Below are 13,327 nucleotides of genomic sequence, written 5' to 3'. Positions count from 1 at the left end.
CCGCTGCCTGTCACCAGCGCGCCAGTTGGGTAATCTGAACGAGGTTGCCGCAGCTGTCGTTCAGCTGGGCGATGGTTGAACCGGTCACCTCGGTCGGCGGCATGGTGAACGCGCCACCCTTCGCCTTGATGCGCTCGTAGTCGCCCTTGACGTCGTCGGTGAAAAACATGACCGCAGGCTGACCCTGCTGGAAGATGGCTTCCTGATAGGCTTTGGCGGCCGGGTTGTCGTTGAGCGCGAGCTGCAGTTCGGTTCCATCAGGCTCTTCAGCCGAGGTCACTGTCAGCCAGCGATAGGGCCCGTTGCTGAAATCGGCCTTCTTGGTGAAGCCCAGCACGTCGGTGTAGAAGCGCAATGCGTTTTCCTGGTTGTCCACATACACGCTGGTCAGCTTGATCTTCATCGCTCTTTCTCCTCTGTCGTATTCTTGCGTCTGTGGCCGCTACGGGGTCCAGCCGGGCAGGGCGGCGGCCTGCTTGATCCATTCCGCCATTTGCGCCTCGTCGAACCGGTCTTCGCGGATGTCGATCCAGCGCACATCCTTGCTCTTGGCCGTGCCGCCTGGTGGGATCGGTTGCAATGAGATGCCACTGAAAAAGGTCATCTTCACATAGTGGGTGAATACATGGAAACTCGCGAACCAGCCCTGGCCTTCGATGCCGTAGAAGGGTGAGTTCCATCGCACGGCCTTGCGGACGTCAGGCACGTTGCCCACGATGAGCGCGTCGAGGCGCTCGCCCAGGCCGCGCTTCCAGTCCGGCATCGCAGCGATATAGGCCTGCACCGGGGCGTCGCCGTCGCCCTTGGCGATTTGCGGGTTGCCGCCGGAGAGCAGCACTGGCGCAGCCTTGGCTTCGGTCGATTGTCCCTGCGTCTTGGCCACTCTGCCCCACTCCTACCCGCCGGCACGCTGCACGCCGCGTCCCTTGGCGGCATAGGGCAGCACGAACATGTACAGGCCGCTGAGCAGCAGCAGGAGGAGCGGCAGGAGCGGCGAGTAGACCACCCAGGCGGGAGGCTGCCTGAATGCCATGGTGGCGAAGTTGGCGATGACGGTCAGCGCAAAGATGATCGACAGCCAGCGATGCATTTGCCGAACCCACTTGTTCCAGTCCAATAGATCCTCCTGTCAAAACAGCCGGTGCGGACCACCGATCCGCACCTGCGAGTTTCAATCTATCCGCGCCAGGACCTGACTCAGATTTGCAAAGTACTGCCGCCACCCGCTCGTCGCGCCCCGATACGCCTGCTCCTGATCCGGCCGGAAGCCGGACTGTTCCATACGCAACCGGGTGCCTGTGCTGGTCGGCACGAGGGTCCAGGTGACGACACTCTCAAGGCCATAGGCCTGCCAGGTGTAGGACAGTGTCTTGTTCAACTCGACGGCTGTTACCTGACAGTCCACAACGATGCTTACGTCAGGTTGCGGTTCCTTCCGCAGCTTGAAACGGTGGTCCACGACTGGCTTGAAGTCGTTCTTCATCAGCCATTCCTCGATCAGATGCGGTTGGGTCAGTGCGCGCCAGATTTTTTCCGGCGGATAGGGGATCTCACGTTCGACGATGACAGAGCGCGTTTCGGTCGCAATGTTGGTCATTGGTCCATTCTTTTGAGCAAATTTTCGAGATCGTCGAACCGGCTCTGCCAGAACGCGTTCATCTGGTTCGTCCAGTCGGTCAGTGGGGAAAGTGCTGCCAGTTGGGCGCTGTAATGGGTCTGCCGTCCTTGATGGCGATCGCGCACCAGCCCGGCCTGCTTGAGCACGCCGAGATGCTTCGACACCGCAGGTTGAGAGACCCCCGACTGAGCCGTCAGGGCGCCGACCGTCTGCTCGCCTTGCCGGCACAGGCGCTCGAAGATCGCGCGACGCGTCGGATCGGAGAGCGTTCTGAAGAGGACATCGTGAGCGTTCGTCATCCGGGATCGATAACCCTGTGGCTATTGATTTACGTATAACTGTCGAGATATGGATATGTCAAGCGGGGGTGTTGACGGTCCCGATCCGGCGGTTTCCAAAAAAATCTTTCCATTGCCCCAAGGATTAGCCATTAGCCTTCGTCCAACAGGCAAATGATGGCGATGATGCTGGATGAGAGCGAAGCCTCCGACGCCGAACTGATCGGGCGGGCGAAGGGCGGAGACAGGAGGGCCTTCAGCACATTGCTGGAAAGGCACTATGACTTCGTCTATCGCGCCGCCTATCGCTGGTGCGGCAGGAAGGCCGATGCCGAAGACATCGCCCAGGAAGTCTGCGTCAGGCTGGGCAAAGCGATCCGCGACTATCGCGGCGGCGGCGCCTTCACCACATGGCTCTATTCCGTGACGATGAACGCCGCGCGCGACGTGATGCGAAAGTCCGCCCGCGAGACCGTCAAGACCGAGGCCTATGGCGTCCATGCACTGATCTCGAGCGAGGCGTCGGTCGAACCGGAAGACCCTGCCGAAGCGTTATGGGCGGCCGTCCGGCGATTGCCGGACAAGCAGCGCGACGCAGTTTTGCTGGTCTATGGCGAAGGGTTGAGCCATGCGGCCGCGGCCGAGGCGATGACAATCTCGGAGACGACGGTTTCCTGGCACATCCATGAAGCGAAGAAACGGCTGAAGACGCTGATGCGCGCGGCCGGGGAAGTGTGACCATGGTTGACGACAACGAACTCAACAGACTGCGCGATATAGCAGCGCCGGCGCCCGCCAAGGATGCCAAGGCACGTGCTTTCGAAGCCGCTCTGCGCGCATACGATCAGGAAAATATTTCTGCCGTTACCCAAGGATCGGTCGGCGGGCTTCGTCTCACAGAGCGAGCACAAAAGCTCTGGAGCGAGATCATGCAAAAGAAACTCATTGCCACGCCGGTTCTTGCCGGGCTCGTCGCCCTGCCGATCGCCGGATACGCCACCTTCCATATGCTGAGGGAACAGCCGCCGAAATTCGGCGGCGACGAGAAAATCACCGAGACGCTGGCCGACAAGCCGGCGACGGTGAAGCCGACGACCGCCGAGCCGAAGCCGGCTCCGACCGGGCTGGAGACGGACAAGAAAGCCGACGCCGATGTGGAAAGCCGCGACGCGACCGATGCGCTTGTGGCGCCGGCCTCGCCGCAGAAATCCGAATCGACCGTTGCCGGCGGCGCGGCACAACAGAATGCGTTGGAGCGCGGTGTGCTGGCCGAGCCTGCGCCACCGGCTCCGACAGGCGAATTCGCATTGGATGGCGCCGTAAGTGCGCCCAGTACGTCGCGGGCCCGCATGCCGGCCGAGTCCAAGCTGACGGCGCCGCAGCAGCCGTCGACCTTGCCGGCCGACCAGATGCAGCCGCAACCGGAAAACCGCGACCGCATCGAGGATTTCAAGACCAATCCGGTGCATGCGGCACTCGAGGATCCGGTCTCGACCTTCTCGATCGACGTCGACACAGCCTCCTATTCCTTCGTGCGCAGCTCGCTGAAGCAGGGCACCCTACCGCAGGTCGATACTGTTCGCGTCGAGGAGATGATCAACTACTTCCCCTATGACTGGAAGGGTCCGGAGTCGGCATCGACACCATTCAACTCGACCGTCAGCGTCATGCCGACGCCGTGGAACACGCATACCAGGCTGATGCATGTCGCCATCAAGGGTTTTGACGTCAAGCCGACCGAGCAGCCGAAGGCCAATCTGGTCTTCCTGATCGATGTCTCGGGCTCGATGGACGAGCCGGACAAGCTGCCGCTGCTCAAATCGGCTTTTCGGCTGCTGGTCAGCAAGCTGAAGGCCGACGACACCATCTCGATCGTAACCTATGCGGGTGACGCCGGCACGGTCCTGGAGCCGACCAAGGCGTCCCAAAAGGACAAGATCCTCAGTGCCATCGACAATCTGACGCCCGGCGGCAGCACGGCCGGCGAGGCGGGCATCAAGGAAGCCTACAGGCTGGCGCAGAAATCCTTCGTCAAGGACGGCGTCAACCGGGTGATGCTCGCCACCGACGGCGACTTCAATGTCGGCCAGAGCGACGACGACGATCTGAAGCGGCTGATCGAAAAAGAGCGCAAGACCGGTGTCTTCCTGTCGGTGTTCGGCTTCGGCCGCGGCAATCTGAACGACCAGATGATGCAGACCATCGCCCAGAACGGCAACGGCACCGCCGCCTACATCGACACGCTGGCCGAAGCCGAGAAGGTGCTGGTCGAAGATGCATCGTCGACGCTGTTCACCATCGCCAAGGACGTCAAGATCCAGGTCGAGTTCAATCCGAACAAGGTCGCGGAATATCGCCTGATCGGCTACGAGACCCGCGCCTTGAACCGCGAGGATTTCAATAATGACCGCGTCGATGCCGGCGATATCGGCTCGGGCCATTCCGTCACCGCGATCTATGAAATCACGCCAAAGGGCAGCGGCGGCGAACAGATCGACGCGCTGCGTTATGGCCAGGCGTCGGTGGACAATGGCGGCGTTGCCAATGCGGACGAATATGCCTTCGTCAAGATCCGCTACAAGCTGCCGAATGAAGACGTCTCGAAGCTGATCACCACGCCGGTGACCTCGGCCAACGAGATCTCGTCTTTCGACCAGGCCAGCACCGACCAGCGCTTCTCCGTCGCGGTCGCCGCCTTCGGCCAGAAGCTGCGCGACGAGGATGCGACCGCGAAGTTCGGTTACGACAAGATCATGGAGATCGCCACTGCCGCTCGAGGAGCCGACCCGTTTGGGTACAGGTCCGAGTTCCTCTCGCTTGTGCGCCTTGCCTCGGCGCTGGGCGGTAATCGGTAGTGGTGATGACGGCCGGTTTCTTTCAGATGGGATCGTTCTGACAGGGGAAACCGACCGCGGGCGGGTGAGGCATGCCGGCGAGGGGTTCATTCCCTTGCCGGCCTTTTTTCGGAGAATCTCCAGGTCGTTAAATTGCGCGGCATTTCCGGTAGCGGATCGCAACCCCCTGCTTGTTACGCAGGACAGGTGTACCGGGCTTGAGGGAGCCGAAATTGCAGATCAGGACTATCGCCAACTCGACACCGCCGGCACGAGATGCTTCGGCGGTTTCATCGGCCCCATCATCGGAATCCAGGCGTATCAGTGACGATGTCGCGCAGGCGCGCCACACCGCCATGTCGGCGCTGACCAACGACCGCTTCCGCATCATGCTGGAGCAGATAACCGATCCGGTTTCATCCGGCGCGCTGATGACGATGCACAGCGACAATGTGGTCGACTTCAAGTCGGCGCAGTCGAGCTACGCCGACAACAGCGAATAATCGAAACCGATAAGCTCAGGCCCGGCTGCGGCGGCGCTCGCGGCGGGCTTCGCTGGTCTCGGCGGTATTTTCCGTCGCCACCTTGTTGCGCATCGGGCCGATGCGCTCGACGATCGCGGCAACCGTCGGACGATCCGCCTTGGTGTGCGCGTCGAGCGCCTTGCGCATGGCGGCAAGGTGCTGGAACGAGGTGCCGCAGCAGCCGCCGATAATTTTGGCGCCGCCATCGACGGCGAGCCTGACATAGTCGGCCATCAGTTCGGGTGTGCCGGAATAATGGATTTCGGTGCCGCGGAATTCGGGAATGCCGCAATTGCCCTTGACGATCACCGTTGCCTCCGGCTTCGCCTCGGTCATGTCGAGCAGCGAGGCCAGGATGTCAGACGCGCCGACGCCGCAATTGGCGCCAACGCCAAGCGGCGCCTGCGACAGCCCGTCGGTGACGCCGTGGATATCCCTGGGTAGCAGGCCCATCATGGTGCGGCCGGCGGTGTCGAAGGAACCGGTATAGGTGTAGGGCAGGCCGACGCGGATGGCAGCCTCGGCGGCGGCGCGGATCTCGTCGGGAGCAGACATCGTCTCGATCCAGGCGACTTCGGCGCCGCCTTCCTTGAGACCCTCGATCTGCTCGGCGAAGGCGTCGACCGCCTCGTCATAGGTCATGGCGCCAAGCGGCACCAGCAATTCGCCGGTCGGTCCGACCGAACCGGCGACGATGACCTTGCGGCCAGCTCTGTCGGCGACGGCGCGCGCGATCTCGGCGGCGCGCTGGTTCAGCGCATGCACACGGTCCTGCGCATGATGCAGCTTCAGCCGGTGGCGGGTGCCGCCGAACGAGTTGGTGAGGATGATGTCGGCCCCGGCATCGACGAAATTCTGATGCAGGCTGGTGATGGTGTCGGGCGCCGTCTCGTTGAGCAGCTCGGGCGCCTCGCCGGCTTCCAGCCCCATGGCGAACAGGTTTGTGCCGGTGGCGCCATCGGCCAGAAGCACGCCCTTTTCGGCCAGCAGAGCATCGATCGGGTTGGTGGTCGTCATCGGATTGGCTTTCATGTTTCGAAGTCGAATAAGGATATAAAGAAGTCTTTATGTGTAGTCAATGGAATGGCGGCAACGCGGCCACCAATGCGGGGGCCGGTTTCCGTCCAAAGGATCATTGTTGCCGAAGATCAGGCAGTGCCTGTTGAGAATGACATGCCGGCCAGTCTGTGCGCGAAGCCGGACGCCTCGTGCGCATTGATGTCGGCGGCCCGGATCAGATTGTCGAAGTGCTGGATCAGCGTCTGGATCGGCTGAGTGGCGTTGAGCACCAGATACATGTCGCCGACATAGATGGCGGCGCGATAGGGTCCGAAGATGGTGTAGGGGATCGAATAGCGCATCCGCCCGTCATAGAGAAACAGCCGGAAGGTCGGGTAGAGGTCGTCGAGCAGCGTCGCCATGTGCAGCAGCTGGGCGCGCCGGTCGGCTTCGGGGAAACGGTCCCAGACACCCAGCCCGCGGGCAAATATCTCCAGCGTGTGGCGCGGCATGCAGACTTCCATGTCGGTCTCAGGCCGCCTGTTGTAGTCGATGCGGTATTGCGTTTCGCCGGCCTGCGCCAGGCGGCTCTTGTTGGCGATGCCGGCTTCGTAGTCGACCAGCGCTTCGGTGCGCAGAAGATCGGGAATGCCGGCAGGCACGTAGCGGATCTTGGTGCCTGCCGCCTCGGCATGCCATTTGGCCAACAGCGTGCGGTCGAAACCATCCGGTGCCTCTTCGATCTCCAGGCTTTCGCGGATTTCGCCGGTGAGACCTTCGTCCTGGCTGAGGCCGAGGAGCCAATCGAGCGACACCTTGAACTCGGCGGCGATGTTAAGCAGTGTTTCGGCGCGGGGCAGGCGCGTCGAGGCGCCCGACAGCAGTTGCGACAGCGCCGAGCGGTCGATGCCGACCGCGGTTGCAAAGGCCGACTGGTTCAGGTCGGAGCGTGTCAAGAGCATTTTCAGTCGCTCGCGGAAGATCGTCGACAGGTCGCGCTTGTCCATGTCCGTGCTCCACCTGGATTGAGGAAAAATTTGCGCCGGAACCGCTCCAAGGGTGGCGTTAGGCGTAAATGAATCCCTAAGTCTGTTTACAATGTATAACATGTGCGGTCAAAAATGCGCAATCGCAACAGTTTGTGCACTTTGTCTCGTTGAGTGGAATCATTTCTCCTGACACAATGCTGTCAGGAATCAATTGGGATTCCGGCGACTGAGGGGCAGTGGTCGATAGCATGACGAGCAAGAGCATCAGGCGACACAGCGTACGGGCCATTGAGTGGCCAACCGTGGTACTCGCCTTCTTCTGCTACGCGACATGGCTCGCCACCGGTTTCCTGCTCTGGCCTTCCTATCCCGTCCTGGCGCTCGCCGTCCTCGCCTTCACCGCCGCATTGCAGTCGTCGATCATGCACGAAGTGCTGCACGGGCATCCGACGCGCAACGCGCGGATCAACGAAGCATTCGTGTTTCTGCCGATCGGTCTGGTCTGGCCGTTCCGCCGCTTCAAGACCATTCATCTGCGTCACCACGCCGACGAGCGGCTGACCGACCCGCTCGATGACCCGGAAAGCTATTATCAGGCGCTCTGGCAGCATGACGAGCTGCCGCCGACGATGAAATTCCTGCTCAAGATCAACAACACCATGGCAGGCCGCTTCGTGCTCGGCCCGTGGCTGTCCTGCGTCGGCTTCTTCATCGACGATGCCAAGCAGGTGATCGCCGGCGACAAGCCGATCCGCAAGGCCTGGCTGCTGCATGCGATCGGCCTGGCCGTCGTGCTGCCGATCGTTCAGTTCGGCTTCGGCATCCCGCTGTGGCTTTACATTCTGGTGCCGGTCTGGCTCGGCCAGTCGCTGATCTCGATCCGTACGTTCGCCGAGCATCAATGGTCGGAACATCCGGAAGGCCGTACGGTGATCGTCGAGCGCTCGCCGCTGTCGTTCCTGTTCCTCAACAACAATCTGCATTTCGTCCATCACAAGACCCCGACCGTGGCCTGGTACAAGCTGCCCAAGCTGTTTCGCGACCGCCGTGAGGAATGGCTGCGGATGAACAATGGCTATGCCTATCCGAATTATTTCGCGCTGGTCAAAGCCTATGCGTTCAAGGCGAAAGAGCCGATCGTGCACCCGGTGCTGCGGCGTGCGCCTGAGCCGGGCAGGGCCTTCAAGCCGCGCATCAGGGCGCGCAGCATCAGCGGGCTCGGCAGTGCGCCGGTTCCCGCCGAGCCGCCCAAGGAATAATTCCGGCCTACCCGGAATCCGTGTCGGCCAATTCTGATTGGACGCCGCGTTTTCGCGATCCTTTTTCCAGACATGATGATTTGATATCGGCATGAGTGAATTGGTTGCGGCGTTGCCGATGTATGATTGGCCCGAAGTGCGCGATGAGGTCGACGCGCAATGGGTGCTGCTGCGCGATGCGTTTCGGCAAAAGGGGATCGACGCGCCGGAAGCCATCGTGCGGCGCAATGGCGACCTGCCGCCGGTGCCGGGCGGAATTCGCGATGCTGCCGGTGCATTGATCGCACCCGATCCCGCGACATTGCCGCCGGATGAACTCGATTTCCATAGATTGTGGCTGCATCCTTTGCTGCTGTTCGCGCAGACCTGCTGGGGGCCGATGGAACTTGGCCTGTCCAGGCATGTGCAGGTGGTCGGCCAGCCGAGCTATGACGCCTATGAAGGCGGGCAGGGCGAGCTCTATTCGAGCGCTCTGGTGATGCGGATAGGCGAGGGACCGGAAGTTCGATCGCCTGCGGATGGCAGCGCTCTCATCCCGCTCGATCTGATCCGCGGCAAGCGCTTCACCTTCAACAGCCTCGATTCCATGTCGGGCATCATTGCGCTGACGCGCGACCTGCGAGCGGCCGACGAAGGCTTGGACATCTTTTCGTCGCGTAGCGAGAGCGGCGGTCACCGCGCTTCAATCGTCGCCATTGCCGAGGGCAGGGCCGATGTTGCAGCGATCGACTGCGAAAGCTGGGCGCTGGCGCAGCGCTTCGAGCCAGCAGCGCGGAAAGTCGCGATCGTCGGCTGGACCGGACGGCGCAAAGGCCTGCCGTTCATCACGGCGAGGGCAACACCGGAAAAGACAGTCAGGGCAATGCGAGAAGCGCTTGCCGGACTATCCGAGCAGCCTCGTATCCAGCGGGTAGGTTGAGAGCTGTTCGTTGCCGGTCTCGGTGATCAGGATCTGCTCTTCGAGCTTGACGCCTTCGCGCCCGCCAAGCCGGCCGATATAGCTTTCCACGCACAGCACCATGCCAGGTTCCAGCACGCCGTCCGGCGTGTCCGATGTCCAGTCGCTGGCATGCGGCAAGGTCGGGTATTCATCGGCCAGACCGACGCCGTGATAGAGCACGCCGTAGCGCGTCGGGAAGCAGTCACCCGGCGGCACCGCCGAGGCTTCGACGAGGTCGCGAAACGAGATGCCTGGCTGCATCAGAGCCGTGTTGTGTTCGATCTGGTCGGCGGCGATGCGGAACAGGGCGCGCTGTTCATTCGACGGGTTTGCATCGCCGCACAGCCAGGTGCGCGACAGGTCGGCGCAGAAGCCGTAGGGGCCGATCAGGTCGGTGTCGAAGGCGACGAGATCGCCAGCCTCGATCTTTCGCGAAGAGCATTCCTGGAACCACGGATTGGTGCGCGGGCCTGACGTCAGCAGTCGCGTCTCGATCCACTCGCCGCCGCGCGCGATGTTGCCACGATGCAATTCCGCCCATAGCTCGTTCTCGGAAATGCCCGGCTTCAGCGCCTGTTCCATCTCGCCCATCGCCGCTTCGCAAGCGACAATCGCCCGGCGCATGGCGAGGATTTCGTCCGGCGATTTGATCAGCCGCGCGTTCTCCATCACTGCTTCGCCATTGCCGATGGAAATGCCGAGGCGAGCCAGCTCCTCGACGCCTTCGGGATTGATGTGGTCGACGGCGATGCGGCTGTTGCCGCTACCATGTTCCCTGACCAAATCGGCTATTCCGGCGGCCCAACGGCGGACCTTTTGCTCGGTCAGCTCACCGCCATAGAGATACATCCACGACACCGCCGGCCGCACCTCGTTGACGACGCCGGAATGGTCGGACAGGTGCTCGCAGGAAAAATAATCGAACAGCACCACCGGGCCTTCAGTGGCGACAAAGCAATGCCGCGTCGGATTGTGCGCCACCCAAAGCTGCATGTTGGTGCTGTCGGTGGCGTAGCGGATGTTGACGGGGTCGTAGAGCAGGGCGCCGGCATAGCCGCGCCGCTTCAGCTCGGCGCGGATACGCTCCAGCCGGTATTTTCGCATCGCCGCCAGGTCGGGCGCGGCAATGCCTGCCGCCGCCCACTCAGCCTCGGCCTGCGGGCCATAGCCCAGCACATGCTGGTTGAGCGAACCCGCCTTCTGGCGGGAGGCGTCGCGCAAAGCTTCGATCGAGCCCGGCTCGAACGGCATGATCTTGCGGTGGCGGCCAAAGCTGCCCTTCGGCCCCGCGCTGTCCATCGTCGAACCTCAGGTCCGCATCTTCTCGCCGCTCGGATCGAAGGGCGCTTCGACATTGATGCGGGCCGGGCGCCGTTGACCGAGGATCTCGATCTCGAACAGCCCGGCACTTTCGTCCTCGGCAAGCGCTGCGGGGATATAGCCCTGCGCCATCGACTTCTGCACATAATGCGCATAGCCGCCCGACGTGACCCAGCCGACCACGCGCCAGTCGCCGTCGACGATGCCGCGCACGGCGGATGCGCCTTCGGCAGCCTTGGAGCCACGTATTTCCTTGCCGCCCTTGTCGAAGCGCGGCGCGCCATAGCCATGCGGCTTTTCCACCGTGCCGTAGTCCTTGCTGACCTTGGCCCAGATCGGCTCGTCACCCATGACATCGGCGTCGGTGGCATCGACGATGAAGGAGACGCGGCGCAGCTTTGGCCCCTCGGCCTGTTCCTTGGCGGCGGCCTCGCGGCCGATGAAGTCATTCTTCTCGAGCTTGATGAAGCGGTCCATCGCGCCTTCGAACGGTCCATAGATCGGCCGCAACTCGCGGAACCAGGTCGGAAAGTTCTTTTCGAGGCGCATGGAGAGCAGAGCGCGCATGCCGAAATCGACAAGGCCGAATTCCTCGCCGGCGTCCTTGATTGCTTTGTAAACCAGGCGTTCGTAGGCCGGCGCCATCCAGATTTCATAGCCGAGGTCGCCGGTGTAGGTGATGCGGTTGACCATGCAGGGCGCCCCGCCAACAGCCATCTCGCGGAAATCCATGAAACGGAAGGCTTTTGTCGAGACGTCGACATCGACCAGTTTCTGCAGCAGGTCCCGTGATTTCGGCCCGGCGATCGACAGGCCGACCAGCGTCTGGTCGAAGCGGTGGATGCGCACCGTTCCGTCCTTCGGCAGGTGCTTCTCGAACCAGCGCATGTGGTATTTCTGCGCTGCCGAAGAGCCCCAGATCATGAAGCGGTCTTCTGCCGCCTTGGCGATGGTGAAGTCGCCGATCAGCTTGCCGAACTCGTTGAGCATCGGCGTCAGCACGATGCGGCGGGTCTTCGGCATGCGGTTGGTCATCAGCCGGTTGAGGAAATCCTCGGCCGCGGGTCCCGAGACTTCGTATTTGGCAAAATTGGCGATCTCGGTGACGCCGACGCGCTCACGCGTGGCGCGCACTTCCTCGCCGATCGGCCCAAAATCGTTGGAGCGATGGAAGGAGACGATATCCCTGGGTTCCTTGCCTTCAGGTGCGAACCAGAGCGGGGTTTCGAGGCCCCAGCTGTCGCCCATGACCGCGTTGTTGGCCAGCATCGTGTCGTAGAGCGGCGTCGTCTGCGCCGGACGTGCCGCCGGCAGTTCCTCATTGGGGAAGCGGATGGAGAAGCGGCGCGAATAGTTTTCCCGCACCTTGGCGTTGGTGTAGCGCAGGCCGGCCCATTCACCGAAGCGTGTAACATCCATGCCCCAGACATCGAAGCCAGGATCGCCATGCACCATCCAGTTCGACAGCGCCAGACCGACGCCGCCGCCTTGGCTGAAGCCGGCCATCACGGCGCAGGCGCACCAGAAATTGGTCAGGCCCTGCACCGGGCCGACCAGCGGGTTGCCGTCCAGTGCGAAGGTGAAGGGGCCGTTGATGATCTGCTTGATGCCGGCCTTCTCGATGCCGGGGAAATGCTTGAAGCCGATTTCCAGCGACGGCGCGATGCGGTCGAGGTCGGGGGGCAGCAATTCATGGCCGAAATCCCACGGCGTGTTGACCGGCGACCATGGCTTACAGGCTTTTTCATAGGTGCCGAGCAGGATGCCGTTGCGCTCCTGGCGGGTGTAGATCTCGCCCTTGAAGTCGAGCACGCCGATCATTTCGCGGCCGGTCGACTTGTTGAATTCCTCGACCTCCGGCATCGGCTCGGTGAGCAGATACATGTGCTCCATGGCAAGAACCGGCAGCTCGACGCCGACCATGCGGCCGATCTCGCGCGCCCACAGGCCGCCGCAGTTGACGACATGCTCGGCCTTCACCGTGCCCTGTTCGGTGACGACATTCCAGGTGCCGTCGACCTCCTGCGTCAATTCCACGACGCGGTTGCGCAGCACGATCTCGGCGCCGAGTTTTTTCGCCGCCTTTGAATAGGCGATGGTGGTGCCGGACGGGTCGAGATGGCCTTCGACCGGATCCCACATGGCGCCGACGAAATTGGTCTCGTCCATCAGCGGGAACATCGCCTTGGCTTCGGAAGGGGTGATCAGCTCTGTGTCCATGCCGAGATAGCGGCCCTTGGCGTGGGCAAGGCGCAGGAAGTCCATGCGCTCGGGCGTATCGGCCATCATCACGCCGCCGGTCAAATGCAGCGAGCAGGACTGGCCGGATATCTCCTCGATCTCCTTGTAGAGCTGCACCGTATAGGCCTGCAGCTTGGCGACGTTGGGGTCGCCGTTCAGCGTGTGGAAGCCGCCCGCCGCGTGCCAGGACGAGCCGGATGTGAGTTCAGAGCGCTCGATCAGCATGATGTCGGTCCAGCCGGCCTTGGCCAGGTGGTAGAGAACCGAGCAGCCGACGACGCCGCCGCCGATGACAACCGCTTTTACGTGAGATTTCATCAAGATA

At 62.3% G+C, this 13,327-nt stretch carries 14 protein-coding genes; 5 read left to right on the top strand and 9 right to left on the bottom strand.

Going from position 1 to position 13,327, the window contains the following annotated elements:
* Window positions 1-10: 10 nt before the first annotated feature.
* From M729_RS0101070 to M729_RS0101050, 5 genes are read right to left on the bottom strand one after another with little or no spacing between them, the layout of a single operon-like run.
* Window positions 11-403 carry a VOC family protein gene (locus M729_RS0101070; protein ID WP_013531183.1) on the bottom strand — a complete coding sequence of 131 codons (393 nt, stop codon included), beginning with the start codon at window positions 401-403 and terminating at the stop codon, window positions 11-13.
* 39 nt (window positions 404-442) lie between these two features.
* The gene (locus M729_RS0101065) at window positions 443-883 is read right to left on the bottom strand and encodes a DUF1801 domain-containing protein (RefSeq protein ID WP_013531184.1); all 441 of its coding nucleotides are present in this window, start codon (window positions 881-883) and stop codon (window positions 443-445) included.
* A 12-nt stretch (window positions 884-895) separates the two neighbouring features.
* Window positions 896-1,117 (bottom strand): hypothetical protein, encoded by a 222-nt coding sequence (locus M729_RS0101060; protein WP_013531185.1) that lies wholly within the window; start codon window positions 1,115-1,117, stop codon window positions 896-898.
* A 54-nt stretch (window positions 1,118-1,171) separates the two neighbouring features.
* Entirely contained in the window at window positions 1,172-1,597 is a 426-nt protein-coding gene (locus M729_RS0101055) for an SRPBCC domain-containing protein (RefSeq protein WP_013531186.1), read from the bottom strand.
* The gene (locus tag M729_RS0101050; RefSeq protein ID WP_013531187.1) at window positions 1,594-1,917 is read right to left on the bottom strand and encodes a metalloregulator ArsR/SmtB family transcription factor; all 324 of its coding nucleotides are present in this window, start codon (window positions 1,915-1,917) and stop codon (window positions 1,594-1,596) included. Before M729_RS0101050 ends, M729_RS0101055 begins: the two co-directional genes overlap by 4 nt.
* A 156-nt stretch (window positions 1,918-2,073) precedes the next feature.
* Between M729_RS0101050 and M729_RS0101045 the strand changes: the two genes are divergently transcribed.
* From M729_RS0101045 to M729_RS1000000138725, 3 genes are all read left to right on the top strand, one after another.
* On the top strand, window positions 2,074-2,634 hold the full coding sequence (locus M729_RS0101045) for an RNA polymerase sigma factor (RefSeq protein ID WP_027160496.1): 561 nt from the start codon (window positions 2,074-2,076) through the stop codon (window positions 2,632-2,634).
* 2 nt (window positions 2,635-2,636) lie between these two features.
* Window positions 2,637-4,751 carry a VWA domain-containing protein gene (locus tag M729_RS0101040; protein ID WP_027160495.1) on the top strand — a complete coding sequence of 705 codons (2,115 nt, stop codon included), beginning with the start codon at window positions 2,637-2,639 and terminating at the stop codon, window positions 4,749-4,751.
* 212 nt (window positions 4,752-4,963) lie between these two features.
* Window positions 4,964-5,233 carry a hypothetical protein gene (locus M729_RS1000000138725; protein WP_024501300.1) on the top strand — a complete coding sequence of 90 codons (270 nt, stop codon included), beginning with the start codon at window positions 4,964-4,966 and terminating at the stop codon, window positions 5,231-5,233.
* Window positions 5,234-5,248: 15 nt separating this feature from the next.
* Here the strand turns inward: M729_RS1000000138725 and bmt are convergent, their stop codons facing one another.
* Together bmt and M729_RS0101025 are read right to left on the bottom strand one after the other, a co-directional pair.
* A complete protein-coding gene (bmt, locus tag M729_RS0101030; protein ID WP_027160494.1) occupies window positions 5,249-6,271 on the bottom strand; it encodes a betaine--homocysteine S-methyltransferase in 1,023 nt (340 codons plus the stop codon).
* Window positions 6,272-6,402: 131 nt separating this feature from the next.
* Window positions 6,403-7,260 (bottom strand): helix-turn-helix transcriptional regulator, encoded by an 858-nt coding sequence (locus tag M729_RS0101025; RefSeq protein WP_024501298.1) that lies wholly within the window; start codon window positions 7,258-7,260, stop codon window positions 6,403-6,405.
* Between the two features lie 230 nt (window positions 7,261-7,490).
* Here M729_RS0101025 and M729_RS0101020 point away from each other — a divergent pair, with 230 nt between their 5' ends.
* Window positions 7,491-8,501, top strand: a complete 1,011-nt coding sequence (locus M729_RS0101020; RefSeq protein WP_027160493.1) for a fatty acid desaturase — start codon at window positions 7,491-7,493, stop codon at window positions 8,499-8,501.
* 91 nt (window positions 8,502-8,592) lie between these two features.
* The gene (locus M729_RS0101015) at window positions 8,593-9,420 is read left to right on the top strand and encodes a PhnD/SsuA/transferrin family substrate-binding protein (RefSeq protein WP_027160492.1); all 828 of its coding nucleotides are present in this window, start codon (window positions 8,593-8,595) and stop codon (window positions 9,418-9,420) included.
* Here M729_RS0101015 and M729_RS0101010 read toward each other — a convergent pair.
* Window positions 9,385-10,740: a Xaa-Pro peptidase family protein gene (locus tag M729_RS0101010; protein WP_027160491.1), complete on the bottom strand. Its 1,356-nt coding sequence runs from the start codon at window positions 10,738-10,740 to the stop codon at window positions 9,385-9,387. The two genes, M729_RS0101015 and M729_RS0101010, sit on opposite strands and share 36 nt — an antisense overlap.
* 9 nt (window positions 10,741-10,749) lie before the next feature.
* Complete coding sequence (locus M729_RS0101005) at window positions 10,750-13,320, bottom strand: FAD-dependent oxidoreductase (RefSeq protein ID WP_027160490.1); 2,571 nt, start codon at window positions 13,318-13,320, stop codon at window positions 10,750-10,752.
* Between the last annotated feature and the right edge of the window lie 7 nt (window positions 13,321-13,327).

The organism is Mesorhizobium sp. WSM1293 (genome assembly GCF_000513875.1).
Lineage (GTDB): Bacteria > Pseudomonadota > Alphaproteobacteria > Rhizobiales > Rhizobiaceae > Mesorhizobium > Mesorhizobium ciceri.
The sequence above is the reverse complement of the archived record's forward strand: the minus strand, read 5'-3'. Positions and strand labels throughout refer to the sequence as shown.